Origin of the sequence: Chitinophaga sp. MM2321, assembly GCF_964033635.1 — a bacterium.
Lineage (GTDB): Bacteria > Bacteroidota > Bacteroidia > Chitinophagales > Chitinophagaceae > Chitinophaga.
The window spans coordinates 5,947,431-5,972,508 of sequence record NZ_OZ035533.1; the positions used below are offsets into that span (position 1 = coordinate 5,947,431).

Genomic DNA, 25,078 nt, shown 5'->3' on the forward strand with positions numbered 1-25,078 from the left:
GCCTAGTTATAGTTATCCTAAGATGAAAAATGATGTGATATTGACCGGCGGATATGTTATTTTTGCCCGCGTAATTTAGCAGGAATCGGGTTTAATCAAGCAGCCCTCATTCCACAAAGCTTATAATTTTATGAAAGTAACAGAACATATCGCCCAGGCAAAGGACACCCTTATTTCATTTGAAATCCTTCCCCCGCTTAAAGGTAAGAGCATTGAGTCGATTTATGACCACCTGGACCCTTTAATGGAATTCAAGCCCTCCTTTATTAATGTCACCTACCACCGTAGTGAGCATATGTTCAAAAAAAAGGCCGATGGTGCCTTTGAAAAGGTTGAAATCCGTAAACGCCCCGGCACGGTGGGCATTTGCGCGGCCATCATGAACCATTACAAGGTAGATGCTGTTCCCCACCTCATCTGCGGCGGCTTTAGCCGGGAAGAAACAGAAAATGCCCTCATTGACCTTAACTTCCTGGGTGTAGACAATGTACTGGTATTAAGGGGAGATGCCCCCAAAAATGAAACTTTCTTTGAACCTGACCCTCATGGCCATAGCTACGCTATTGAACTACTGGACCAGGTGGCACATATGAATAATGGCGTATACCTGGAAGACGATCTACAAAGCGGGGTTAAAACCAATTTCTGCATCGGTGTGGCAGGCTACCCGGAGAAACATTTTGAAGCCCCCAACATGCAAACAGATCTCAGCCATCTGAAACGCAAAGTGGAAAACGGCGCTGACTACATCGTCACCCAGATGTTCTTCGATAACCAGAAATTTTTCGATTTTGTAAATAAATGTAGGGAAATGGGGATCACCATTCCGATCATCCCGGGATTAAAACCCCTCACATCAAAAAAACAGATGACCATGCTGCCACGTGTTTTTCATGTGGACTTACCAACAGATCTCTCCAATGAAATCCTGAAATGCAAAACAGACAAGGATGTAGAGCTGGTAGGAACAGAGTGGCTGATCGCACAATCCAAAGAACTGAAAGCTTTTGGCGTACCCGTATTGCACTATTACACCCTGGGCAAACCCAATGTAGTACGCAAAGCGGTAGAAGCTATTATATAAGCATCTCTTATAAAATCATACAGAAAAAGGGAAGGACAAAAGTCTTTCCCTTTTTTGCTTTCTTTCATATAAATTAAATAATGCCATTACGTAGATACGTAGTGGCATATCCCTATAACTGTCACACTTTTTAATCTGTTGCTCATTGATCACTGGAAACTACCCTTAAGTAGTACTTTCGGTAATAAGACGCTGTACATTCATTTCTCCCCTATGCCCTGTTAAAAAATAAAAAAGTTCTCCCTTCCGGAAGAACTTTCAGTTTATGGCAATAAATAATAATTCTTTTACCAGTCTTCCCGGTCAAACAACATGCCCACACTCACCCCGAAATACCGGTTCCTGATACGACTACCGGATTTATCAATATCCAGTAAGCCCATGCTGTAATTCGCCCCCAGCGTAATAAAGCAATTCAGCTCCAGTCCGGCGGTTACATTCATGCCGGCATCCCACCGATGTAAATTCATACCGGTAGAAAAAACATTGGGGGCCTTACTAAAGTTAACCTGCCGCGAATCTGTCTGCAACATCTTGCCTTCATTATAAATACCCAGTTTATAGTCTCCCCGCACACTATAGGCACCATACGGGCCCGCCCCCACGAATACTTTACCAAAACCAACTGGTATCTTATAAATAAAGTTAACGGGTAATTCCAGGTATTGCAGGTTGATCTGGGTGGCTCTCGGCAGGAATACATTTGCCGGGAGCGGCGAAACATACGCCAGCTCTGTTCCTTTTGTAATGAAGCTCAGACCCGGTTGCAAATACCCCTGCTTAAAAAGCGGGATGCTCAAATATAGGCCAGCCTGCCACTTATCTACATTGGAAGCCTTCAGCTTCGGGGAACTGTTTGCAGATTGATGAAGATCCAACCCGGAATTGATATAGCCTCCCCGGACCCCCAGGCTTACCTGGGCATTTACCAAGGGACCAATAAAGAAAGAGACTACACAAACAAGTGTAAAAAATTTCATTAGATATGATTATAACTGGGACTAAAAAGACCATTGTCAGCAAAAGGCAAATTGAGACTTGCTCGAACACTCTCGGTTACTAACGGTTAAACGCAGGAAAAGGTTTTACAAAACAAAAAAAGACTGCCCGGTATAAACCAGGCAGCCTTTAAAAATTATTTACTTGTGGTGTATCCGGTGTTATCTACCGCCGAATTTATATCCGACAGATACGCCGAATGACGTGTTTTTGAAGCTACGGTCGTTGGCGGTGTTATCATAAGCATTCACCAGACCCAGGTCGGCATTCAGGCCAAAGTATATGCCCATCAGCGTTTCATAACCGATCTGTATGTCGGCACCTGCGTCAAAACGTTTCAGTTTACCTACCAGAGCTTCGTCATCAAATGCATTTAATTCTGGTCCTGAACCTTTATACTTACCGGACAAACCGTAGGAAACATAAGGACCAACAGCTAATACCATCCGGCCATTCCCAACTTCGGGTTTGAACATAAAGTTAACCGGTAACTGTAAATATGACAAGCTGATTTTGTCATCTGTAGTTTTGCTCTTGCCTCCCTTTCCGGAATACAAAAGACCGGTACCGATATAAAATTCATCTGCCAGGGGAAGGTCTACAGTAAAGCCTGCTCTCACACCAGTGAGGATCTTGCTGGTTTCTTTACCGCTGCTTAAACCGGCATTTTTAGTGGTTACACTGGAGAACTGCGGACCTGCAACGATGCCCCATTTAGCCTGACCGAAAGTAAGGCCAGCAATAAGTAAAGCCGCAGCAGATAATAATACCTTTTTCATTTTTAATTTAATTTGGATTAGGTGAAAAGTGACGTCTACAGGCAATGACGCCACTTCTATTTTCTTTTGGATTGTTAACTATGAATATGCCTGATTTTTTGCTTGCCTCTTGTAATTACAAAACGTTCAATAACTTGTTATGTAACTTTTATTTTCCGCCAAACAGGTAACCTACAGAAATACTGAATACACGGTTCTTACCTTTTTCATCTGTACTGTTATCCTGGCCGGAACGCACCTTCGCGAAACCAAGCCCGTACTGTGCAGCAATCAGGAAATTGCTTATTTCAGCGCCTACCTGCAAATTACCGCCCCAGTCAAAACGTTTCATTTTATTGTATGCCGTGTTAGGATCATTATTAAAGGGGGTGTCATCATCCCATTTAATACTGCTGGATCCACTACCGGAAACACCAGCTATCAATGTTTCATATTTTTGTTTTCCGGCCACCCCAAAAGCAAAATAAGGGCCAATACCGGCAAATAAACTGGTGTTATCTCCCAAAGGTAATTTAGCAACAAAATTCAGCGGAATCTCAACGTAGGATGGATTAAGCGTATACTTTGCATATGGATCCACTGTTGAATTATTCTTATCGCCTGTTTCAAACTTGGTGCCTTTGGTAGAATAGAAAACCCCTGGCTGGAAAGATAAAATCCTGGGAACTAAAGGTAAATCAGCGATCACACCAACATTATAACCAGATAGTGCACGGCTGTCTTTCGTATTTCCGGCATTATCTGTGGTGATATTTGCAAGATTCCAGCCTCCTTTAATCCCTACCCGGGCTTGCGACATCGCCGCAACTGAAATACTGAGCGCGGCTAATGATAAAACAATCATCTTCTTTGTCATAAGCTTTAATTTTATGGTCCGCTTACCAGAAAGTCAAAGACTATGCCAAAGGAACGTTAAAATTAAATAAACAATTGATTATCAATATTAAAACAGCCTATAAAAACAGCCATTTATAAGCTGGCTGCTTCCTTTCCGGAAGTACTGCGTTCCAGGAAATCTTGCAGTTGTTCTACCCCCAGCCGCTTTGCCACAATCTTCTTTTTCTCATCCAACAGGTATACTACCGGTGTACTGTAAACGTCGTACAGGCGGCGGTAATTACTGGTTGACTGTGGGTCCCAGGCATGTACCCACCCGGAAAGATGGTGCTCTTTAATAAACTGTAACCACTGCTCCTGTGTACCCTCGGTTTTAATCCCGATCATCGTCACCCCTTTGCTTTTCCAACTAGCCTTGTAGGCAGAGTCCAGCCGTGGGATTTCGGTTTTACAGTGCCCGCAGGTGGGGTCCCAGAATACCAATACCGTATATTTTGCTTTGGTTTTATATAATGAAACCGGCCTGGAAGCCGTATCCTTCAGTTCCAGTGGTGCGGCCTGCTGCCCAATCAGGTTAGGCGCCAGCGCATAAGCCCTCGTCACAATCTTGTTCAACTGCTCATCATTCAGCCAGAATGCTTCTCCGGGAACGTAATATTTCTCCACAAGATGTACAAAAACAGCATCCATACCCATATAAGGAGAGCTTTCATAATTGTAGGTAAGCCACCACAAGACAAATTTGAAGGCCTCCTTGCTTTTGCGTGTTCTGGCAATCATGGCGTCGCAATCCACAATAATAGAATCCGGAGAATTAACCACCAGCTGGGAAAAATACTTCCTGATCTTACCTTCCAGGATCGGTGTTCTTACAAGCCGGTCGCTGCTCAGGTCCACTTCATCCCAGTAATGCGCTTTAAAATAACGGTACGCAAAAGAAGAATCTTCTCCCGCGGGCTGTTTAGGGATTTCCGGTTCTTTCATCGCGCGGAAAATGGTGGCGAGTATCGTTTTCGGGTGTTTCGTCAGGAATTCATTGCGGTAATCCTGGATCTTTTTACCCAGTTCCTGTTGCTGTGGTAGCACTTTGGCAGAATCGGCCGCTGTACGGGCTGTTTTCAACTGCTCCGCAATACCCCTGGTAAGAGATTCCTGCCGGAAGATAAATTTATTATATTCCAGGAAGAGTTCGTTATCGGGAGAATTTTTATAGACGGTATTGTTGATGAGATCTGTCGTATCAATCGTCACCGCAAATACCTGTTGTTTATCAATCAGCGTTTCCAGGAACTTCTGCTTACCGGGCAGCACAATCAGGTAAATGCCTGGCAGCAAAGGCTCTTTACCTTTCAACACGGCTTCCCCGGCAGCATTTACATCAGCAGAATCCGCCAGATAGGTAGTTTTGCCCATGTAGTTTGCCAGGAATAATGTCCCACTATTATAATTCTTCAGCTTAACAGAAAGCTGATAGCCCTGCGCCTGCAGGTGTAGCTGGATAAAAAACGCTGCAAGCAGCAATAAAAATATCTTACGCATAGGATTTGGTAGCAATATGTAAAAATAAGGGTAAAAAAGGTAACCAGGGAATCCTTTTAAGATTAACCATTCACTAATTCCAGTTACCTTTGCAGCCGTGAGGAAAAAAAATGTTGTTTTAGAAAAAGTACCGGTATCCGGCTATGCCGCAGAAGGTAAGGCCCTGGCGCGGCAAGATGGTAAAGTTATCTTTATTGAAGGGGGCGTTATGCCCGGTGATGTAGTAGATGTGCGCCTTGGAAAAAACAAAAAAGACTGGGCTGAAGGTAAAGCAATCCATTTTCATGCTTATTCTGACAAAAGAGTCACGCCTTTTTGCGAACATTTTGGCACCTGCGGAGGATGTAAATGGCAAATGATGCCGTACAGCCTTCAACTGGAGTACAAACAGCAACAGGTAGAAGATCACCTGCAACGAATCGGCAAGCTGGAACTGCCCCCCATGAACCCTATCCTGGGATCTGCCCACAGTCAGCACTATCGCAACAAACTGGAGTTTACCTTCAGCAACAAAGCATACCTGACCACGGAAGAAATCAGGGACAACGATGGGGAAATACCCAGAAAACCCGCACTGGGCTTTCACATTCCCAGGTTATTTGACAAAGTGCTGGACATCCACACCTGCTACCTCATGCAGGAACCGGTAAACCTGATCCGCAACACGATCCGTGAATATGCGATACAACACGAATTTTCTTTCTACGATATCCGTTCACAGGAAGGCTGGTTGCGCAACCTGGTGGTACGCCTCTGTACTACCGGTGAAATCATGGTTAACCTGGTCATCCACCACGAGGATAAAGATAACAGGATTGCCCTGCTGGATCATCTCCTGAAAACAGTCCCTGCTATCACCACGGTATTGTATACCCTGAATCCTAAAAAGAACGATTCCATCTTCGACCTCGATCCGAAAGTTTATTTTGGCAAAGGTTATGCAGAAGAGAAGCTGGAGGACTTTGTTTTTAAAATAGGTCCCAAATCTTTTTTTCAGACAAACACCTACCAGGGAGAAGTATTATATAAAGTTACCCGGGACTTCGCCGGATTAACCGGTTCGGAAATTGTATATGACCTCTATTGTGGCACAGGCAGCATCGGCATTTTTGTATCCAGGAAAGCCCACAAAGTAGTGGGTATAGAACTGATCAAAGAAGCCATAGATGATGCAAAAGAAAACGCTGCCCGCAACAACGTCAGCAATGCCGAATTTTTTGCAGGCGATGTAGTAGATATTTGTAATGATGAATTTTTTACACATCATGGGCAACCGGACGTGATCATTACAGATCCCCCACGGGCAGGCATGCACGAAAAACTGGTAACCAAGCTGCTGGAAATAGCAGCGCCCAAAATCGTATATGTGAGCTGTAACCCAGCAACGCAAGCCAGGGATCTGGCTTTGCTGGACGCGCTGTACACGGTGGAAAAGGTACAACCCGTAGATATGTTTCCGCATACCCACCACATTGAAAATGTGGTGTTGCTGAAAAAAAGAGCTAATAACCAGAAATAATGAACGAGTACAGGCCCGGAAAATTTCAGTTTTTACCCATGATCATCAAAAACCTGATGATCATCAATGGTTTGGTTTGGTTGGTTCAGATGACCCTGCTGCACAGGTACGGGTATGATATGAACGATCTTTTTGCCCTCCATTACTGGGGCTCAGAGTTGTTCCGGCCACATCAGTTCATCACACACCTGTTCATGCACTCCACGGCAGGTCCGATGCACCTGATCTTTAACATGTTCACCCTGTGGATGTTTGGCGCCACCCTGGAAAACCTCTGGGGCCCAAAAAGGTTCCTCATCTTCTACATGATATGTGGTCTTGGCGCCGCGCTTTGTTATATGGGCGTACTCACGTACGAAAATATGACCCTGACGAAATACGCCTCCGCCTTTCTGCATGATCCTACCTACAGCAACTTTATATTGCTGGACAAAAAGATCGGGCTGGGTGACGAAAATGTGAGCGTAGACAGCCTGAAAGCTGCCTTCTCCTCCCATCCAAACAATCCGGAGATCATAGAAATCTGTAAACTATATGTAAAGGAATATGTTATCAGATATAGGAGTATCCCTACCGTAGGCGCCTCCGGTGCTATCTATGGTATCCTGTTCGGCTTCGGCTATCTGTTTCCGAACACCATTATCCTGTTTTCTTTTCTGTTCCCCGTCAAAGCAAAATACTTTGTCGGCTTCATGATCCTGACGGAATTATGGGGTGGTATTCAAAACGCTCCCGGCGATAATGTGGCGCACTTTGCCCATCTCGGCGGCGCACTTTTTGCTTACCTCCTGTTGAGAGCCTGGAACAAGAAAAAACGATCGGATTTTTATTAACACGACTGTATTAAGCCGTAAATTTGTACTGAAAATACTTTGTACCATGCATGCGTTGGAAAAAGAGAAATTGCCCCGCCTTTCCTTAGGAGAAGGTAGAAATATGGTTACACACTTAGTGGTATTTAATCTTACTATTTTTATTTTCCTCCTGTTTACACTTGTTATATACAAGATGGAAGATGTGGGTGAATCACGGTTTTACAGTGATATCATGAGCTGGCTCCGCGTTCCTGCTGATCCATCCAGTCTGCTGCTGCGTCCCTGGACGCTGGTAGCCTCCCTGTTTACACATATTGAAGTGTGGCAGATCTTTACCAATATGGTGTGGTTATGGTGCTTCGGTACCTTTATGCAACACATCACCGGCTACCAGCGGGTATTACCGTTATATCTTTTTGGTGGTATCTGCGGCAATATTTTTTATGTACTGGGTGTACAGGCTATCCCCGCACTGCATGTACTCATACCTGCCGGAACAGTGGTAGGCGCATCTCCCAGTATTATGGCCATCGCTGCCGGCATTACCCTCATCGCTCCCCGCTACCGTATTTTTCCATTGCTGGCCGGAGGTATTCCGTTGTGGGTAGTTACCCTGCTTTATGCGGGCCTTTCCCTGGCCACCAGTGTAACCAGTCCCGCAGGCATTGCGTATATTATTCAGTTAACAGGCGCCGCATTAGCCGGTATGTTATACATGTACAAATGGAAACAGGGCAGAGATCTGGGCGCAGGATTCAACAAACTGACCTTTAAACTCACCCACGTATTTCACCCGGCATCCCAACGGATTAACCCGGATGATTTCAAAAGAAATTTACAGGCCGATTCAGATTCACATCCTTTCAAGCGTGTCGGCAAAGTACCTGAACAACGACTAAACGAAATCCTGGATAAAATAAACACAAACGGCCTGTCTTCCCTTTCTCCTGAAGAAAGAGATACGTTGTTGCGTGCAAGTAAGCCGGAAAATAACTAATTTGATAAGGATTTATCCCTGTCAAATTAGTTATCTATGTTTTCAGTACCCCAAAAAATCATCCATCACCTGCTACGCTGGAGTAGCATTTTACTGGTCGTATGCCTTCTTTTAAGTGCTTATCTTCCTTATCTCAATCCCGGTAAATACTGGATATCGGGATTTGCAGGCATCTTCTTTCCCGTGTTATTCCTGGTATGCCTGGCATTGATTCCGCTATGGTTTTTCTATAAAAAGAAATATGCCTTCGTGATACTGGCAATCATGCTGCTATGCACAAAACCGGCCCTGCAAACATGGGGCCTCCACATCTTCGGGAATAATGATCACAGTATACAGGCCAACAGCAAGCAGTTTACGCTGATGACCTACAATGTGAGCAGCATGGGACTCTCGCAATACAAAATAAACCAACCCGAGCGCCTGGCTGTTTTTGATATGGTTTCACAAGCCAGCCCTGATATTCTGTGCATGCAGGAATTTTATACAAACGATAACCCCGACCTATCACGTAACCTGGATAGTCTTAGGTTGGTAGGAAAATATCCTTATCACTATTTTACCTGCGACTGGGTCAACTGGGATACCTGGTACTATGGTATCGTCCTGTTTTCGCGTTACCCGGTGGTGAATGCAAAAACAATTACCTGTGATGAAAATGCAAAAGGCAGCGGTAAAAGTTTTTTACAGGCAGATCTAGTGATACACGGTGATACCATCCGGGTTCTGACGGGGCAGCTGATTTCGTATATGTTTCACAGTGAGGACAGACATGTACGCGCCCTTGCTTCGGCTGCCTTTCTAAGAAAGATGAAGAAAACTTTTTCCAGCAGGGCGGCACAAGCCCTTCAACTGGCAGCACTGACAGCTGAAAGCCCGTACCCGGTAATTGTTTGCGGAGATTTTAATGACACCCCCGCGTCCTATACTTACAACACCATCAGTAAAGGATTACAGGATGCTTTCCTGCAAACCGGCAGCGGTTGGGGACGTACCTTATCTTACTTGTCACCTACCCTGCGTATTGATTATTTATTACCGCAATCCAACTTCAACATTCATTCGTGTAAAGTTTTCCAGCCCCCGTTATCAGAGCATTTCCCGGTTATGGCCTGCCTGTCATTGAAAAATCAGTAACTTTATTCATCAACAAAGTGCGTACGCGGTGCGATTTTTAAGACTCTTTACGAAAGGATTTTTTGTGATCATCAACTTCGCCGTGGTGTTACTTTTTCTGGCTGCCTGTCTGGCGCCATATATTTCACCGGCATGGTTTTGGCCAATCAGTTTTTTAACATTGGCATTCCCTTTTTTACTGGGCATATTAGTGATCTTCCTGATAGGCTGGCTTTTTTTCAATTACCGGTATACCCTGCTGTCGCTGATCGCGATTTTGCTGGGATGGAAATCCATCAGTGCTTTTATCGCCTTTCATATGCCTTCCGGCAACAAGGCGGTGAATACCACCGAAAGCCTCACAGTGATGAGCTACAACGTAAGCCAGTTCGGACTTTACAGGGAAAAGGACAGTAAGTACAACCGGCAGGCGATGTTTGCCATGATCAAAAAACAGGAACTGGATGTAGCTTGTTTCCAGGATTTTTATACCTCTGAAAAAAAGAATGATTTTAATAACCGGGAAGATATTTCCAGGGAGATGAAATTACCCTATCGTTTCTTTTCCAGCGATTTTAACCGCGATGGAATGCAACATTGGGGATCTATCATCTATTCCCGCTATCCTATCATTGCATCAGACAAAGTGAAGATGAGCGCAGGGCCGCTCAGCGAGAGCCTTATTTATGCGGATATTGTGAAAGATGAAGATACCATCCGTATTGTGAATATGCACCTGGAGTCTTACCGCTTTGATAAAAATGATTACCAGGATATCAGGAAGATAAAAAACCAGGAAGATACCGGTCTGAAAGCCACGAAGAGTATTGTGCAAAAAATGCGGGAGGCGTATATACGCCGCAGCCAGCAGGCCGATATTGTGGGTAATTTCATCCGGCAAAGCCCCTACCCGGTAGTTGTTTGCGGTGATTTTAACGACACCCCTTCTTCCTATACTTATTTTACCATTAAAGGAAAGCTACAGGATGCCTTTCTGCAAAAGGGTTTCGGCATAGGCCGTACTTTCAACGGACTGGCGCCCACTTTGCGTATCGACTATGTTTTTGTGAGCGATGATTTTAAAGTAAATAGTTTCCGGAAAATAAATTCTGACCTGTCTGATCATTATCCTGTAATTGTCAACCTTAGCCTGATAGGCAGTGGCCTTACGGAAGTAGAAGTAAATAAATAACTGTAACCATTATGAAAAAAAATAATATTTTGGCCGCTGACCGATGTTATTATCTCATATGTAACATACGTCTGAAACAATATTTATCTTTGCCATCCATCAACAAAAAAACCGGGTGTCAGTAATGGCTCTGCCAGATGACATTCTAATTACAGCATATATGTCAGAACTCAGGATATACAATTCATTACACCGTCAGAAAGAAGTATTTACACCACTGCACCCCGGCCACGTAGGCATGTATGTATGTGGTCCTACCGTATCAGGCGAATCTCATCTGGGCCATGCCCGCCCTTATATCACGTTTGATGTGGTATTCCGTTATCTGCAATACCTCGGCTATAAAGTACGCTATGTACGCAATATCACCGATGCCGGCCACTTTGAAGAAGAAGGACGTGCGGCAGAAGACAAGATCTCCAAATTCGCCGTACTTGAAAAGCTGGAACCCATGGAACTGGTACAGAAATACACCAACCTGTATCATTGGGCCATGCTGCAATTCGGCTGCCTGGAGCCCAGCATAGAACCTACTGCCACCGGTCATATTATTGAGCAGATTGAAATGATCAAAACGATCATAGAAAAAGGATATGCCTACGAAGTAGACGGCAGCGTGTACTTTGATGTAAAAAAATATGCTGCCAACTACAACTACGGTATTTTAAGTGGCCGTATACTGGAAGATATGTTGGAAACCACGCGGGAGCTGGAAGGCCAGGATGATAAACATAACAAAGCCGATTTCGCCCTCTGGAAAAAAGCGCCGCCGGAACATATTATGCGCTGGCCAAGCCCGTGGGGAGAAGGTTTCCCCGGATGGCATATCGAGTGCTCCGCTATGAGCGCCAAATATCTGGGCGCCCAATTCGATATTCATGGCGGTGGTATGGACTTACAGTTTCCCCACCATGAATCCGAAATAGCACAAAGCGAAATAGCACATGGCGATATGATGGCCCGCTACTGGATGCATAATAATATGATTACGATCAACGGTCGTAAAATGGGCAAGTCTTATGGCAACACCATTAAGCTGACCGAAATGTTTACCGGTGAAAACCCACAGCTGGAGAAGCCGTACAGCCCAATGACGATCCGTTTCTTTGTTTTACAGACGCACTACCGCGGCACACTGGACTTCTCCAACGAAGCCCTGCAGGCTACGGAAAAGGGACTACACCGCTTATGGGCCGCCTATGAAACATTGCAAAAGCTCACCTACAGCGGCAGCACTGCAGGCATCAACGAAGAACTGGACAAACAGGTACGTGAATGGTGCCTGGAATGCCCTACGTTCATGAATGATGACTTCAATACTGCCAAAGTACTCGCCAACCTGTTTGAACTGGCGCCGGTGATCAATTCACTGAAAGGCGGACAGATAAAAATGCATGAGATCAGCGAAGACACCTTCCTGCTCCTGCAACAAACCTGGAAGACTTACCTCGTTGACATCCTGGGTATTCAACAGCCTTCGCAAACAGGTGACGACAACAAGCTGGATGGCGTTTTACAAATGCTGATAGAAATGCGCAAGGAAGCTAAAAGCCGCAAGGATTACGCAGCTTCTGACAAGATCCGTAATGAGTTGCTGTCTATCGGCATTCAACTCAAAGACGAAAAAGACGGCACTATTTCTTACAGCGTTCAATAAGCAAAAATTCAAGAAGATAATGCGTAAAGCTCTGATCATTATGACAATGGCGGCGCTGGTCCTCATGGCCGGCGCATGCCAGCAGTCATCCAATACAACGGATAACACCCAGGATAGTGCAGGAGAAAGCAAAGTAGTGAGGCTGGATGTACCCGTACCGGCATTCAGCGCGGATTCCGCCTACGCTTATACCGCGCGGCAGGTTAGCTTCGGGCCAAGAATTCCGAATACACCTGCGCAGGAAAAGTGCGCCGCATGGATGATCAGTACCCTTCGCCAATGGGCCGATACCGTATATGTGCAACGCACTACTGTAACAGCCCCCCACAAACAAAAACTTCCCTGCATCAATATCATTGCCAGCTTCAACCCGGCAGCCAAACAGCGCGTTTTGCTGCTGGCACACTGGGACACCCGTCCCTGGGCGGATGAAGACGCCTTTGATAAAACAAAGCAACTGGATGGCGCCGATGATGGTGCCAGCGGCGTAGCAGTACTCCTGGAAACAGCGCGGCAGTTCCACTTACAGAAGCCGGAAGCAGGTGTTGATATTTTACTGGTAGATGTGGAAGACTACGGGGCTAAAAATAACGAGAACTCTTTTGGACTCGGCACCCAGTACTGGGCTAAAAACCCGCATATCAAAGGCTATACCGCCAACTACGGCATCCTGCTGGATATGGTAGGCGGCCGCGGCTCCCAGTTCTTCATGGAAGGCGCTTCAAAACAATACGCCATGGCGCCCATGAAAATGTTCTGGGATGTTGCCAATAAAATCGGGTATTCAGACTTTTTCCGTTACGAAGATAATGGCTCCTATATTACAGATGACCACATCTTCGTAAATACCATGGCTAATATTCCTACGTTCGATATCCTTGCATGGCAGGCCAGCGGGCACTTTGTACCACACTGGCATACGCAGAATGATAACATGAGTGTAATTGATAAAGGCACATTAAAAGCAGTAGGACAAACCATCCTGCAGGTAATATACACACAGCCTTTCAGCTATTAATGCCGCAACAGGGATAACCGGATATATTGATTTAAAAAAACAACTTATGCCCATATCTCCACGCACGCTGACAATAGCGCCCACAGATTATCAAACCCATCTTTGCCGGGACAAGCGGCTGCAAAAGATCATCCTGGGGCCGTTAAAGGAACGGACTATACAGAAAAACTTTCCCCTACGCCTGGTGCGCGCCATCATGAACCAGCAGCTTTCCACGAAAGTGGCAGACGTAATCTACGCGCGGTTTCTGGCGCTTTATAATAACAAGGAACCTACCCCCCGCCAAATCCTCAACACAGCACCGGAAGTATTACGCAGCATCGGTCTTTCCAATGCCAAAGTTTCCTATGTACACAACGTAGTCACTTTTGTGCTGGCAGAAAAACTAACCGATGCGAAGCTGCATAAGATGGAGGACGAAGCGGTGATTGTTTATCTTACCCAAATCAAGGGCGTGGGCCGGTGGACCGTAGAAATGCTGCTCATGTCTCATCTCCTGCGCGAGGATGTATTTTCCATCGACGACTTCGGCCTGCAACAGGCCATGATCAAGCTGTACAAACTGGACGACACCGATAAAAAAGCCCTCCGGGAAAAGCTGAAAAAGATCTCTTCCAAATGGGCGCCCTATCGTACACATGCCTGCCGGTATCTGTGGATGTGGCTGGACCAGTAATAAATCTTCCGATGTAAATACATTGCGTACCCACTTTTTATATTTGTTTTACGAGCGTGCAGGGAAGTTGTTTGATAAACAGCCTCCGGATGATAAGATCCTGTTATAAACCACCCCCTTCCGCTGTATCCACCCTTAAAAAACCAGATACGCCTGCTATGAACAACCTTGTTTTATTAATCGGAAATGATATCAATAACATGTCCAGCAGACAAAGCTGGAAAGATCTGCTACAGGATATTATCACCTTCTGCCATACCGGTGACTGCATAGAACTGGATGATAAAAAACCATTCCCGCTCCTGTATGAAGAAATATTTTTAACCGCTATCAAAAGAGAAAAACTCAGGGAGAAAGACCTGAAAGCATTTATAGCCATCAAAGCAGCCGAAATAAAAGGTAATGAACTGCACAACGCCATACGTGCACTGAAGCCGGCGCATGTACTCACCACCAATTACGAGTTTACACTGGAAGGCCGTACCCCTTTTGAAAATACCAGTCTTATCAATGAAAAGTTCTACAGCATTTTCAGGCGGTACAAAATGGATGACATCAATTACTGGCATATTCATGGCGACTGTCTCAATCCCATGAGCATTAACCTGGGCTTTGAGCACTATGGCGGCCAGTTACAGCTGATGCGCAACTATGTAGTAAGCGGCACTGTTTACTCCAGCAAAGAAGTACCAAAGGCATCCTTACTGCGACGCATACACGCTAAACAAGTGTACTTCCATTCCTGGATCGATCTTTTCTTTACCCGAGACATTCATATTTTCGGGCTGTCGCTGGACTTTGTAGAAACAGACCTGTGGTGGTTGCTGACATATCGCGCGCGGCAAAAATTTCATCATAAAAATATCCCGGTACCCAACAACATTTACTATTATATCCCGGAAGAATATATGGCCGCCTCGAAATTCAAACTGGACCTGCTTAAAGCCAATGATGTAACTATTGTGAGCTTGCCGGGAAAAGACAAACTCGCTTATTATAAAACAATTATTCACCGCATCGGAAAACTGAAATAAGAAAGATGCCGGTAATCATCTTCATAAAAAAATAATACTACTGTAACTTTCCTGATAACGGCAGCGTTTTTGCAAACATGAAGTATTCTGACAGAAGTAAACCCGAAAGGCGCTTTTGTTGTTAAAGATTAAAACAAACATTATGTTACTCGAATTAGCAATCTCGCTGGCCACTGCATTTTTTACACCTGTTCAGCAACAGCGGCCCCCGAAAACACAGACGATTTACGTGAAGGAGTCCAAGGAACCCTGCACCGGCGTAGCTCCGATGGAATGCCTGCAGATAAAAGGTATCCGGGATTCCGCCTGGACAAACCTGTATACCAATATTAACGGCTTTAAATACACTCCGGGATATCGCTACAAACTGATTGTAAAGGTTACCACCATCAAAAATCCACCGGCAGACGGTTCTTCCTTAAAATACACGCTTAAAAAAGTATTGGAGAAAAAGAAAATTGAAACACCGGATAAGCCAACACAAGGCAGCGAGTGGGCATACATTGCCAGCAAAAGATGGGGTGTAATAAAGATGGGCGACAGCATCCTGTCGCAGTCCGGTATCTGGCTTGAATTTGACCCGGCAGCTGGTCGTTTCCATGGCAAAGGCGGTTGCAACAGCATTTCCGGCGGCTACAATTCCACTGCGGACAACATCACTTTTACGATGGCAATCAGTACCAGGATGGCCTGCATGGACCCCGGCGTAATGCACCGTGAAACAGCATTCCTCCAGTTGATCAGCGAGCATACCTACAAATATGATGTAGCAGATCAAACCCTCAACCTGTACGAAGATGGAAAAATAGTACTGATGCTGGGAATGATGCAGAAAGAAGAAAATAAATAACAAACACGCATAATAAAAGGGTTGTTACGGTATACTGTAACAACCCTTTTCGTTTTGATAAAGCTATGGTTTGCTAACAATTAAAAGCACTGTTATTAATACGCCGCGCTGGCAATATCTCCCAACGCTGCTACCAGCTTATTGCCGGAGCTATACTCAAACAACATGGCGTTAGAGTCATGCGCTCCTACTGTTACTACCACCTGCACCCTTCCTTCCCGTTGAGCAGGCACCTGCACCACCAGGTATTCAGGGTTTGCCTGCAATACCTGCGCAGCTACATCACCAAAAATCACTTTATTATCCGCTATTTCTTCGCTGAATCCATGACCTTTGATCATCAGAAAATTTCCTGCACTACCGGTTACGGGTATCGCAGCGGATGTTTTCTTTCCGGGGTTTGGGGCACAAGCCATCATGGCTGTTATCAACAACGTGAGGAGGGCCACAAACATTTTACAATGTTTCATTTTTTTTCTTTTGGGGGTGGGCAACAAAACCCTGTTACAAATTTTCACCGGGGTTAACACTATCACATTTTGCAACTCATTATTGTAATAGTATTTATCGGTATTAAACGAATGCAAATTTACAATCTGTCATGTTATAAAACACGCGTAAAAGCAACATAAATAATAAATACGTAGTACTACGTAACCGGCTATATGAAAATAAGCAGCTTACTTTTTCAGCAGCTGCGCCTTATTATATTCCCAGTTCATACGGGCAATATGTAACACAGAAATCTGCTGCGGGCATTCCGCTTCACACGCTTCTGTGTTACTACAGTGGCCAAAGCCTTCGAGGTCCATCTGGTCTACCATCTTCCTCACTCTCGACTGGGCTTCTATCTGTCCTTGCGGCAACATCGCCAGGTGCGCAATTTTTGCGCTGGTAAACAATGCAGCACTGGAATTTTTACATACCGCTACGCAGGCGCCGCAACCAATGCAGGCCGCCGCATCAAAGGCTGCTTCAGCCACCGTATGTCCTATAGGGATACTATTTGCCTCCGGCGCCTGTCCGGTGTTTACACTTACATAACCGCCCGACTGGATTACACGGTCAAGCGCACTGCGGTCAATTTTAAGATCGCATTTTACCGGGAAAGCCGTAGCCCGGAAAGGTTCTATATAAATTTCATCGCCGTCCTTAAAAACACGCATCTGTAACTGACATGTAGTGGTGTTCAACAGCGGCCCGTGTGCACGGCCATTGATCATCACCCCACACTGGCCACAGATACCTTCGCGGCAGTCGTGGTCAAATTCGATGGTACGCTCTCCCTGCTGTAGCAACTGCTCATTGAGCATGTCCAGCATTTCCAGGAACGACAACTCCGGATCTATATTTTCCAGTTTGTAAGCAACCATTTTACCGGCAGCATCCTGGTTTTCCTGTCTCCATATTTTTAATCGTATATGCATACACGATAGTTTTTAATTACTTATAACTTCTTACACTGGGTGTAACAAATTCAAAATGTAATGGCTCCTTATGCAATAGCGGTGACTGCTCATCCCATTCCCATGCAGAGATGAACGAGAAATCCTTATCGTTACGCATTGCTTCTCCTTCCGGTGTCTGGTACTCCACACGGAAATGGGCGCCGCAGGATTCATCGCGCGTAAGCGCATCATAACACATCAATTCTCCCAGCTCCAGGTAATCCGCTACACGCCCGGCCTTTTCCAGCTCACTGTTAATGGCATAACCACCCGGCACAAACAGCTGCCGGTAGAACTGTTCCCGCAATGCAGCAATCTCTTTGATAGCCGCTTCCAGTCCTTCCCGCGACCGCGACAACCCACATTTATCATACAGGATCTTACCCAATGTTTTATGAAAATGATCGGCAGATAAATTTCCCTGGATAGCCAACAGCTGTTGCAATTGTTGCTGTACATTATCTTCTGCTGTTTCAAAAGCCGGATGACGCACATCTACCGGGCCGGATTTAATCTGATCCGCGAGGTAGTTAGCCATCGTATAGGGAGCTATGAAATAGCCATCCACACAGGCTTGCAGCAAGGAGTTGGCGCCTAAGCGATTGGCGCCATGATCTGCAAAATTTGCTTCTCCCAATGCAAACAATCCGGGGATGGTTGTCATCAGTTCATAATCCACCCACAGGCCACCCATGGAGAAGTGTGCTGCCGGCGAGATCCGCATCGGTTCTTTATAAGCATCCACCCCGGTGATCTTTTCGTACATGCGGAACAGGTTGCCGTATTTTTCCCTGATCTTCGATACCGTCTGATCATGGATAGCTTTTGAAAAATCCAGGTATACCGCATTTTTTAGCGGTCCTACTCCATAACCTGCATCAATGCGCTCTTTCGCGGCGCGAGAGGCAATATCGCGGGGCGACAAGTTGCCAAATGCAGGATAACGGCGCTCCAGGTAATAGTCCCTATCTCCTTCCGGCACCTGGTTTGGCGCACGCTGTTCATCTTTCTTTTTAGGTACCCAGATGCGGCCGTCATTACGCAACGATTCAGACATCAGGGTTAGTTTGGATTGGTATTCCCCCGATTGCGGAAGACTGGTAGGATGCACCTGCGTCCAGCTGGGACTGGCCATAAACGCGCCTTTCTTGTGCGCACGCCAGATAGCAGAACCGTTGCAACCCATTGCCAGTGTAGACAGGTAATATATTTTACCAAATCCTCCCGTAGCCAATACCACCGCATGCGCACCGTGGCGCTCAATAGCGCCGGTATCCATATTGCGCACAATGATACCGCGTGCCTGGCCATCGATCGTTACCAGGTCCAGCATTTCATGCCTGGCAAATAATTTTACGGAACCGGCATTCACCTGCCGCATCAATGCCTGGTAGGCGCCTAACAACAACTGCTGACCTGTTTGGCCGCGGGCATAAAATGTTCTGGACACCTGCACCCCGCCAAAAGAACGGTTATTCAGATAACCGCCATACTCACGGCCAAAAGGTACGCCCTGCGCTACGGCCTGGTCTATCAGGCTGGCACTGCATTCTGCAAGGCGGTATACATTGGCTTCACGCGCACGGAAATCACCTCCTTTGAGGGTATCATAAAACATGCGGAATACGCTGTCGCCATCATTCTTATAGTTCTTGGCCGCATTTACGCCACCCTGCGCTGCCACAGAGTGGGCACGCCGCGGGCTGTCCTGGAAACAAAAACTTTTCACCCGGTAACCCATCTCTCCAAGAGAAGCCGCGATGGAACTGCCGGCAAGACCAGTGCCCACCACAATTACATCCAGCGTTTTGCGGTTGGCCGGATTCACCAGCTTTGCGTGTGCTTTGTAATGACGCCACTTTTCTTCCAGTGGTCCGTCCGGTATTTTAGATTCCAGCATCACCAACTATTTTAAGAAATGAACATATACCGGTATCAGCGCAAACCCGGCACTGATACCAATGCTGTAGATCCAGCCAACAACTTTTACCCACCGGGCATACCGCGGATGATACAACCCCAGTGTTCTCGCTGCACTGAAAAAACCATGCAACAGGTGATAACAGAGGGCCACCATGCAAACCACATATAGTACCACATACCAGGTTTCGCTGTACACCGCCACCACAAGGGTATATAGATCCTTATGCCCCTGCGCATCCAATGGTAACTGCCCGAATTTGTATACATACCAGAAGTCGCGGAAATGAATAACGAGGAAGATGAAAATGATTGTACCCAGCAGGCCCATGTTACGGCTATACCACTTACTCACCGCACCTCTCCGGTCGTAATGATACTTCGCGGCTCTCGCACGTGTATTCGTTAACGTTATAATTATGGCGTATACCACATGTGCAATAATACTGGCGTAGAGTATATAGGAAATTATTTTGATGATGATATTACCCGCCAACAAGTGAGAATAAGCATTAAACTGCAGATGTGCTTCTTTAGGTGGCAGTAGCAGTTGCAGGTTGCCCAGCAGATGAATGACGAGAAAAAAACACAGGAACAGCCCTGTAAATGCCATCCAGTTTTTCCTGGATAAAGTTTGTTGCTTCCATTGACCCATAACAATCTTTTTAAGCGATACATTACCAGAGTCCCAATACCTTCCACCAGCCGGCGCCAATACCCATCCATATTATAATAAGGGCAATACTTAAAATGAATCCGCACTTCCACCAGTCTTTCAGTTCCACATAGGTGCTGCCAAAAAATACCGGCGCAGGCCCATGCCCATAGTGGGTGAGTGTTCCGAAGATTCCGCCGCAGAAACCCAGCACCAGCGCCAGCAGCGTACCAGGAATACCCACAGAAATCCCTACTGCCAGGAAAGCGGAATACATCGCCGCCACATGTGCCGTAGCACTGGCAAAAATGTAATGACTATAAAAATATACCAGCACAATAATGGGGAACGCAACCAGCCAGTTCATACCACCCACCTGTTGTTTTATGAGGTTGCTAAACCATGGAATAAAACCAAGTGAATTGAGAAAGCTGGCCATCATTACCAGCGCGGAAAACCACACAATCGTGTCCCAGGCGCCTTTTTCAGCCTTCACATCCTCCCAGGTAAGTACCTGGGAAAGCAACAGGAATACCAGTCCGATCAACGCAGTGGTGGTAGCATCTATCCCAAATATATCTCCCGTAATCCACAGGAATAACAGTACTACAAAAGCCAATAGCATGTACCATTCATCTTTTTTCACCGGCCCCATTTCTTTCAGCTGCGCTGCCGCCAGGGTAGGCGCATCACCGGTTGATTTTATTTCCGGTGGATAGATCTTATAGAGAATATACGGGATGGCAATGAGAGAAATAATACCCGGCACAAGAGCCGCCGTAAACCACGACATCCACGTAATGTCTATGCCCATATTTTTAGCGAACTTCTGACACATGGGATTACTCGCCGTACCTGTCAGGAATAATGATGATGTGATAAGGTTTATGTTATAGCTGTTCAATGTAAGATATCCGCCCAGCTTGCGATGTGTGGCCGGATCTTCCGGTACGGAACCAAAGTTCATTGCCATGGATTTCATGATGGGATAAATGATCCCACCGCCACGCGCAGTATTGCTGGGTACTGCCGGCGCCAGTACCAGGTCTGCCAACCCAAGCCCATAAGCCAGCCCCAGCGAGCTACGACCAAAAATACGGACGAAGAGATAAGCGATCCGTTTGCCCAGGCCCGTTTTAATAAATCCGCGTGCAATAAAGAAAGAGATACCGATCAGCCAGATCACTTTATCACCAAAACTGCTAAGCGCCAGTGTAATGGATTTGCCAGGATTGCCCGGCGCCAGGACTCCACTCACCGCCACCAGCGCAATAGCGACCATAGACATAGTGCCCATGGAAGCAGCTTTCAGGATAATACCCAGGATGGTGGCCAGGAAAATAGCCAGCAGATGCCAGGCATCAGGCGTCACGCCTTCCGGCTCGGGGATGAACCAGATAATAACGCCAAAAGCCAGCGTTATTAATAGTTGTGGATACTTGATCTCCTTCATATAAAATCCCTTTTATAATCTGCATTGCACCTGCACAATCATCAGGTTACTGTTATGTGTTTTTGTTCCAGCGATATCTTTATCATAATTATCTATCTGCATTCCTAACTGTATCCGTCCGCCGTAATCTTTCAAAAAAGCAAGACTGATCATAGGGATGTAAGAGCGGCGGGCATTCCCGCTATGTTTAAAATCGTCATTGAAATATTCATACCGCATGGAAAGCTCTATGGAAGTGAGTTTGTGATAGTTGATCTTATAGCGGATATTTGGCAAAACATATACCCCGTGCATCAGGTATTTACTAAGCGGATCTACCCGCAGGCTATCCGGTATTGCGAAATAATTTTTGTGATTAGTACCCTGTTTAAACTCTGTCTGCAATTGCAGATCCACCCTGGATGAGATGGGAATAACACCGGACACATCTACCCCTAACGCATATATGTTTTTCCTCTTTGCATCTCCGTAACCACCATTAAGGCCTACTGCCACTTTATCCATGTTTCCGAATTCCAGCCGCGCCGTACCCTGTTTGCCGTTGTCATCATCAGATGGTTGGTTGCGGTTATTCCCATTCACAACAGACAGCGCATATTTTACGGGCACTTTCGTGTCTTTATTAAACGAGCCAAACATAGACACGCCTACCTGGAAGCTCTGCCAGCCATTATTTCCGAAAGCATAATACTGATTGGAGAAATCCATGGACCGGATAATATCCACGGGATAAAGGTCTTCCAGCCCAAAAGAAGGACGGAACTGCCCAACAGTGAAATTAACGGCATCGTTCCAGCGGTAGGAGATGTATGCATTCTCCAGCACCTTTCCTTTGGGGTCGCTGCTGAAATCGGCCAGGTTCACCAATACCGCGGCCATAAAGCGATCACTTACCTGCGCCTTTACCTGCAATCTCGCCCGTTTCAGGCTGAAGCTATTGCGTACCACCTCATCGCTATTGGGTTGGTGGGTACCATTCACATCCACATCATGATGCAGGGAAACGGTATACCGTGCCTGGAATACACCGCCCAGGGTTATCTTTTTCAGAAACCCGGCTGCCTTTTGAAGAGAAGAATCCTTGACAGTGCTGTCTTTTGGTGGTTCGTTCCACGCATAAACGCTACCACAGGCAAATAAAAAAAATGCTAAAAGAAGCGCGCTACGTTTATCCATGCAGGATGGTTGATGGTTCAAAACAGGATCACATATTTTTGTTAACAACCATCATCAGAAAAATGTTTCGCAAAAAAATCCCGCCCCGGCAGAGCCGGAGCGGGACACTCAAAAAAATATGATGTGACTTATTTTACCAGTTTCAACTCATTGATAATATTCTTTGCACCACCCAGTTTTTCAATACACCACAGTACATAACGTATATCTACACAGATAGTACGGTTGTATTGGGAATCAAACTGGATCTTGTGGCTCAGGGCTTCATAGTTGCCATCAAAGGCAAGACCAATCAACTCCCCGTTACCGTTGATAACAGGAGAGCCTGAGTTCCCGCCGGTGATATCATTGGTTGTGATGAAGTTTATCACCACATCATTGCGTTTAGCATCTTTATACTGACCGAAATCTTTCTTTTTATACAGGTCTGCATAATTTTCAGGCAGGTCAAATTCATAATCACCCGGAATATATTTTTCCAGCACGCCTTTCATGGTGGTTACGTAATCGTAGTTCACCGCATCGCGTGGAGCATATGATTTTACCTGGCCATAAGATAACCGCATCGTGAAGTTAGCATCGGGATACCTGTTGGCATTGGGTTGCATCTGCATAACACCTTTCAGGTATTCGCGGCCCAGGTCATTATTTTTCAGATTGAACTGGGAGAATAGCGGCTGATATTTACCTGCATAATTTTTAATGAATGTGCTGGCATAAGCAAAGGCAGGATCTTCCTGGAGGGTTACTGCATCCGGATTAGCCACAAATGCTTTCCATTTTGCGTCATCAAAGATCATGGTATTATTCATCAGCGCAGCAGACCATAAGCGGTAGGTGTTATCGTCTTCCAGGCTGCCAAACTTGCTTTTGAGCGCCTCGTAGAAGCCAATAGGCTGCTGGTCTTTAGGCACGTCTGTATAAAACATGCGGCAGGTAGCTGCCAGGATCTTCTGATCACTTGGTTTATTTTCTCCCTGAAGGAAAGCAACACGTGCTTTATCAGCCGCATCTACGGCCTGTTTCACCGCATCTTTCGGCGCACCGGGAGTTACCAGAGCTCTTTCCACAGCCAGTAAAGTAGAGGCAAAGCCGGCTACCGGGGAACCCAGAATACCTTCGTTGATATATACGCGGTGTTTGGCGTACGGACTCCATGCTTTGTAAGCAGCTGCATAGTCTGGCAGGATACTGGCAAATTCAGGTTTGTCCTGCGCCCATTTGGCGAAAGCGGCTTCCTTCTGCTCTTTATCTTCCAGCACATGATGTTGTTTCAGCTGTTTGGACTCCCCATCAAAGAATTTCCAGTAGTTGGCGATGCCTGCGTAGGAAGACGCCAGTTGCAGTTTAACCGCAGGGTCTTTCAGCATCTGTTCCATCATCGCTTTCAGCCGCACATCGCGCAGGTTTACCAGGGACGGGTTTTCTACTTCTGTTTTCAGTTTTATACCATAAGATGTTTCATACCTGTTGGTACCACCGGGATACCCGAAGATCATGGCGTAATCATTTTCTTTTACACCTTTGATAGATACCGGCAGAAAATATTTGGGTTTTAAGGGCACGTTATCAGCAGCATAGGTAGCAGGTTTGCCATCCTTGCCCGTGTATACGCGGAATATAGAAAAGTCGCCGGTATGACGGGGCCACTCCCAGTTGTCTGTATCGCCGCCAAATTTACCTACGTTTTCAGGGGGCGCACCTACCAGGCGGATATCCTTGAAGCGTTCGTATACAAACATCACGTACTGGTTGCCTTTGAACATCGGCACCACTTTCGCTTCATAGTCGGTATTAGCTGTTGTTTTGGTAATGATTTCATTATAAGCCGCCTGTTCTTTCTGTACTCTCTCTGCGCCGTTCAGTCCTTTCAGGGCGTCTTCCACCTCTTTACTCACATCTTCCACCCTTACGAGGAATTGCACTGATAGCGCCGCGGAAGGAATTTCTTCCTGCCTGTTTTTAGCGTAAAATCCGTTTTTAAGATAATTGTGTTCTACTGAGCTGGCGGAAGCAATAGCGCCATAACCACAGTGGTGATTGGTAAAGATTAAACCTTCATTACTCACTATTTCCCCGGTGCAGCCACCACCAAAAATAATGATAGCATCTTTCATGGATGCCTTGTTGATACTGTACAACTGTTCCTTCGTCAGTTTCAGGCCCTTCTTCACCATGTCGTTGTAGGTTTGCTGCCCTAACAGATACGGCAACCACATGCCCTCGTCTGCTTTAGCCCATTTTATACTTACGCTAAGCAACAAGAGCAAAACCACTAGATTTTTTCTCATATAATCAGGTTTTGTTTTTGGAC

General features: G+C 45.9%; 22 protein-coding genes. 11 read left to right on the plus strand and 11 right to left on the minus strand.

The annotated features are described in order from the left end of the window. Nucleotides 1–130: 130 nt before the first annotated feature. Nucleotides 131–1,084 carry a methylenetetrahydrofolate reductase [NAD(P)H] gene (gene metF, locus ABQ275_RS23285; RefSeq protein WP_349315538.1) on the plus strand — a complete coding sequence of 318 codons (954 nt, stop codon included), beginning with the start codon at nucleotides 131–133 and terminating at the stop codon, nucleotides 1,082–1,084. A gap of 287 nt (nucleotides 1,085–1,371) precedes the next feature. Here metF and ABQ275_RS23290 read toward each other — a convergent pair whose 3' ends face one another. From ABQ275_RS23290 to ABQ275_RS23305, 4 genes are all read right to left on the minus strand, one after another. After that, complete coding sequence (locus ABQ275_RS23290; protein ID WP_349315539.1) at nucleotides 1,372–2,064, minus strand: porin family protein; 693 nt, start codon at nucleotides 2,062–2,064, stop codon at nucleotides 1,372–1,374. Nucleotides 2,065–2,244: 180 nt separating this feature from the next. Next, nucleotides 2,245–2,862 (minus strand): porin family protein, encoded by a 618-nt coding sequence (locus ABQ275_RS23295; RefSeq protein ID WP_349315540.1) that lies wholly within the window; start codon nucleotides 2,860–2,862, stop codon nucleotides 2,245–2,247. 148 nt (nucleotides 2,863–3,010) lie between these two features. After that, on the minus strand, nucleotides 3,011–3,718 hold the full coding sequence (locus ABQ275_RS23300; protein ID WP_349315541.1) for a porin family protein: 708 nt from the start codon (nucleotides 3,716–3,718) through the stop codon (nucleotides 3,011–3,013). Between the two features lie 113 nt (nucleotides 3,719–3,831). Continuing rightward, nucleotides 3,832–5,238, minus strand: coding sequence for a redoxin domain-containing protein (locus ABQ275_RS23305; protein WP_349315542.1), 1,407 nt, complete (start codon nucleotides 5,236–5,238; stop codon nucleotides 3,832–3,834). Nucleotides 5,239–5,335: 97 nt separating this feature from the next. Here ABQ275_RS23305 and rlmD point away from each other — a divergent pair, with 97 nt between their 5' ends. From rlmD to ABQ275_RS23355, 10 genes are all read left to right on the plus strand, one after another. Next, nucleotides 5,336–6,757, plus strand: coding sequence for a 23S rRNA (uracil(1939)-C(5))-methyltransferase RlmD (gene rlmD, locus ABQ275_RS23310; RefSeq protein ID WP_349315543.1), 1,422 nt, complete (start codon nucleotides 5,336–5,338; stop codon nucleotides 6,755–6,757). Then, nucleotides 6,757–7,590 carry a rhomboid family intramembrane serine protease gene (locus tag ABQ275_RS23315; protein WP_349315544.1) on the plus strand — a complete coding sequence of 278 codons (834 nt, stop codon included), beginning with the start codon at nucleotides 6,757–6,759 and terminating at the stop codon, nucleotides 7,588–7,590. Before rlmD ends, ABQ275_RS23315 begins: the two co-directional genes overlap by 1 nt. A 46-nt stretch (nucleotides 7,591–7,636) precedes the next feature. Further along, nucleotides 7,637–8,569: a rhomboid family intramembrane serine protease gene (locus tag ABQ275_RS23320; protein WP_349315545.1), complete on the plus strand. Its 933-nt coding sequence runs from the start codon at nucleotides 7,637–7,639 to the stop codon at nucleotides 8,567–8,569. Between the two features lie 36 nt (nucleotides 8,570–8,605). After that, complete coding sequence (locus ABQ275_RS23325) at nucleotides 8,606–9,706, plus strand: endonuclease/exonuclease/phosphatase family protein (protein ID WP_349315546.1); 1,101 nt, start codon at nucleotides 8,606–8,608, stop codon at nucleotides 9,704–9,706. Between the two features lie 28 nt (nucleotides 9,707–9,734). Continuing rightward, nucleotides 9,735–10,877 carry an endonuclease/exonuclease/phosphatase family protein gene (locus ABQ275_RS23330; protein ID WP_349315547.1) on the plus strand — a complete coding sequence of 381 codons (1,143 nt, stop codon included), beginning with the start codon at nucleotides 9,735–9,737 and terminating at the stop codon, nucleotides 10,875–10,877. Nucleotides 10,878–11,037: 160 nt separating this feature from the next. Next, nucleotides 11,038–12,534 carry a cysteine--tRNA ligase gene (gene cysS, locus ABQ275_RS23335; RefSeq protein WP_349315548.1) on the plus strand — a complete coding sequence of 499 codons (1,497 nt, stop codon included), beginning with the start codon at nucleotides 11,038–11,040 and terminating at the stop codon, nucleotides 12,532–12,534. Nucleotides 12,535–12,553: 19 nt separating this feature from the next. Continuing rightward, a complete protein-coding gene (locus tag ABQ275_RS23340) occupies nucleotides 12,554–13,552 on the plus strand; it encodes a M28 family peptidase (RefSeq protein WP_349315549.1) in 999 nt (332 codons plus the stop codon). Between the two features lie 46 nt (nucleotides 13,553–13,598). After that, a complete protein-coding gene (locus ABQ275_RS23345; RefSeq protein ID WP_349315550.1) occupies nucleotides 13,599–14,228 on the plus strand; it encodes a DNA-3-methyladenine glycosylase 2 family protein in 630 nt (209 codons plus the stop codon). An 89-nt stretch (nucleotides 14,229–14,317) separates the two neighbouring features. Beyond that, nucleotides 14,318–15,262, plus strand: a complete 945-nt coding sequence (locus ABQ275_RS23350; RefSeq protein WP_349315551.1) for a hypothetical protein — start codon at nucleotides 14,318–14,320, stop codon at nucleotides 15,260–15,262. A 142-nt stretch (nucleotides 15,263–15,404) separates the two neighbouring features. Beyond that, nucleotides 15,405–16,112, plus strand: a complete 708-nt coding sequence (locus tag ABQ275_RS23355) for a DUF4377 domain-containing protein (RefSeq protein ID WP_349315552.1) — start codon at nucleotides 15,405–15,407, stop codon at nucleotides 16,110–16,112. A gap of 95 nt (nucleotides 16,113–16,207) precedes the next feature. Here ABQ275_RS23355 and ABQ275_RS23360 read toward each other — a convergent pair whose 3' ends face one another. The 7 genes from ABQ275_RS23360 to ABQ275_RS23390 all read right to left on the minus strand — a co-directional run bounded on the left by ABQ275_RS23360 (nucleotide 16,208) and on the right by ABQ275_RS23390 (nucleotide 25,055). After that, entirely contained in the window at nucleotides 16,208–16,582 is a 375-nt protein-coding gene (locus ABQ275_RS23360) for an IPT/TIG domain-containing protein (protein ID WP_349315553.1), read from the minus strand. Nucleotides 16,583–16,792: 210 nt separating this feature from the next. Further along, nucleotides 16,793–17,539: a succinate dehydrogenase/fumarate reductase iron-sulfur subunit gene (locus ABQ275_RS23365; RefSeq protein ID WP_349315554.1), complete on the minus strand. Its 747-nt coding sequence runs from the start codon at nucleotides 17,537–17,539 to the stop codon at nucleotides 16,793–16,795. Nucleotides 17,540–17,555: 16 nt separating this feature from the next. Further along, complete coding sequence (locus ABQ275_RS23370; protein WP_349315555.1) at nucleotides 17,556–19,460, minus strand: fumarate reductase/succinate dehydrogenase flavoprotein subunit; 1,905 nt, start codon at nucleotides 19,458–19,460, stop codon at nucleotides 17,556–17,558. Nucleotides 19,461–19,466: 6 nt separating this feature from the next. Beyond that, nucleotides 19,467–20,135, minus strand: a complete 669-nt coding sequence (locus ABQ275_RS23375) for a succinate dehydrogenase cytochrome b subunit (protein WP_349315556.1) — start codon at nucleotides 20,133–20,135, stop codon at nucleotides 19,467–19,469. A gap of 22 nt (nucleotides 20,136–20,157) precedes the next feature. Further along, nucleotides 20,158–21,588 (minus strand): anion permease, encoded by a 1,431-nt coding sequence (locus ABQ275_RS23380; RefSeq protein WP_349315557.1) that lies wholly within the window; start codon nucleotides 21,586–21,588, stop codon nucleotides 20,158–20,160. A 12-nt stretch (nucleotides 21,589–21,600) separates the two neighbouring features. Then, entirely contained in the window at nucleotides 21,601–22,764 is a 1,164-nt protein-coding gene (locus ABQ275_RS23385) for a porin (protein WP_349315558.1), read from the minus strand. 128 nt (nucleotides 22,765–22,892) lie between these two features. Beyond that, nucleotides 22,893–25,055, minus strand: a complete 2,163-nt coding sequence (locus tag ABQ275_RS23390; protein ID WP_349315559.1) for a S46 family peptidase — start codon at nucleotides 25,053–25,055, stop codon at nucleotides 22,893–22,895. Nucleotides 25,056–25,078: the final 23 nt, after the last annotated feature.

Excerpts from the sequence above, each read along its gene's own strand:
- metF (WP_349315538.1), top strand. The coding sequence starts at position 131 with ATGAAAGTAACAGAACATATCGCCCAGGCAAAGGACACCCTTATTTCA.
- ABQ275_RS23290 (WP_349315539.1), bottom strand. The coding sequence starts at position 2,064 with ATGAAATTTTTTACACTTGTTTGTGTAGTCTCTTTCTTTATTGGTCCC.
- ABQ275_RS23295 (WP_349315540.1), bottom strand. The coding sequence starts at position 2,862 with ATGAAAAAGGTATTATTATCTGCTGCGGCTTTACTTATTGCTGGCCTT.
- ABQ275_RS23300 (WP_349315541.1), bottom strand. The coding sequence starts at position 3,718 with ATGACAAAGAAGATGATTGTTTTATCATTAGCCGCGCTCAGTATTTCA.
- ABQ275_RS23305 (WP_349315542.1), bottom strand. The coding sequence starts at position 5,238 with ATGCGTAAGATATTTTTATTGCTGCTTGCAGCGTTTTTTATCCAGCTA.
- ABQ275_RS23315 (WP_349315544.1), top strand. The coding sequence starts at position 6,757 with ATGAACGAGTACAGGCCCGGAAAATTTCAGTTTTTACCCATGATCATC.
- ABQ275_RS23320 (WP_349315545.1), top strand. The coding sequence starts at position 7,637 with ATGCATGCGTTGGAAAAAGAGAAATTGCCCCGCCTTTCCTTAGGAGAA.
- ABQ275_RS23325 (WP_349315546.1), top strand. The coding sequence starts at position 8,606 with ATGTTTTCAGTACCCCAAAAAATCATCCATCACCTGCTACGCTGGAGT.
- cysS (WP_349315548.1), top strand. The coding sequence starts at position 11,038 with ATGTCAGAACTCAGGATATACAATTCATTACACCGTCAGAAAGAAGTA.
- ABQ275_RS23340 (WP_349315549.1), top strand. The coding sequence starts at position 12,554 with ATGCGTAAAGCTCTGATCATTATGACAATGGCGGCGCTGGTCCTCATG.
- ABQ275_RS23345 (WP_349315550.1), top strand. The coding sequence starts at position 13,599 with ATGCCCATATCTCCACGCACGCTGACAATAGCGCCCACAGATTATCAA.
- ABQ275_RS23350 (WP_349315551.1), top strand. The coding sequence starts at position 14,318 with ATGATAAGATCCTGTTATAAACCACCCCCTTCCGCTGTATCCACCCTT.
- ABQ275_RS23355 (WP_349315552.1), top strand. The coding sequence starts at position 15,405 with ATGTTACTCGAATTAGCAATCTCGCTGGCCACTGCATTTTTTACACCT.
- ABQ275_RS23360 (WP_349315553.1), bottom strand. The coding sequence starts at position 16,582 with ATGAAACATTGTAAAATGTTTGTGGCCCTCCTCACGTTGTTGATAACA.
- ABQ275_RS23365 (WP_349315554.1), bottom strand. The coding sequence starts at position 17,539 with ATGCATATACGATTAAAAATATGGAGACAGGAAAACCAGGATGCTGCC.
- ABQ275_RS23370 (WP_349315555.1), bottom strand. The coding sequence starts at position 19,460 with ATGCTGGAATCTAAAATACCGGACGGACCACTGGAAGAAAAGTGGCGT.
- ABQ275_RS23375 (WP_349315556.1), bottom strand. The coding sequence starts at position 20,135 with ATGGGTCAATGGAAGCAACAAACTTTATCCAGGAAAAACTGGATGGCA.
- ABQ275_RS23380 (WP_349315557.1), bottom strand. The coding sequence starts at position 21,588 with ATGAAGGAGATCAAGTATCCACAACTATTAATAACGCTGGCTTTTGGC.
- ABQ275_RS23385 (WP_349315558.1), bottom strand. The coding sequence starts at position 22,764 with ATGGATAAACGTAGCGCGCTTCTTTTAGCATTTTTTTTATTTGCCTGT.
- ABQ275_RS23390 (WP_349315559.1), bottom strand. The coding sequence starts at position 25,055 with ATGAGAAAAAATCTAGTGGTTTTGCTCTTGTTGCTTAGCGTAAGTATA.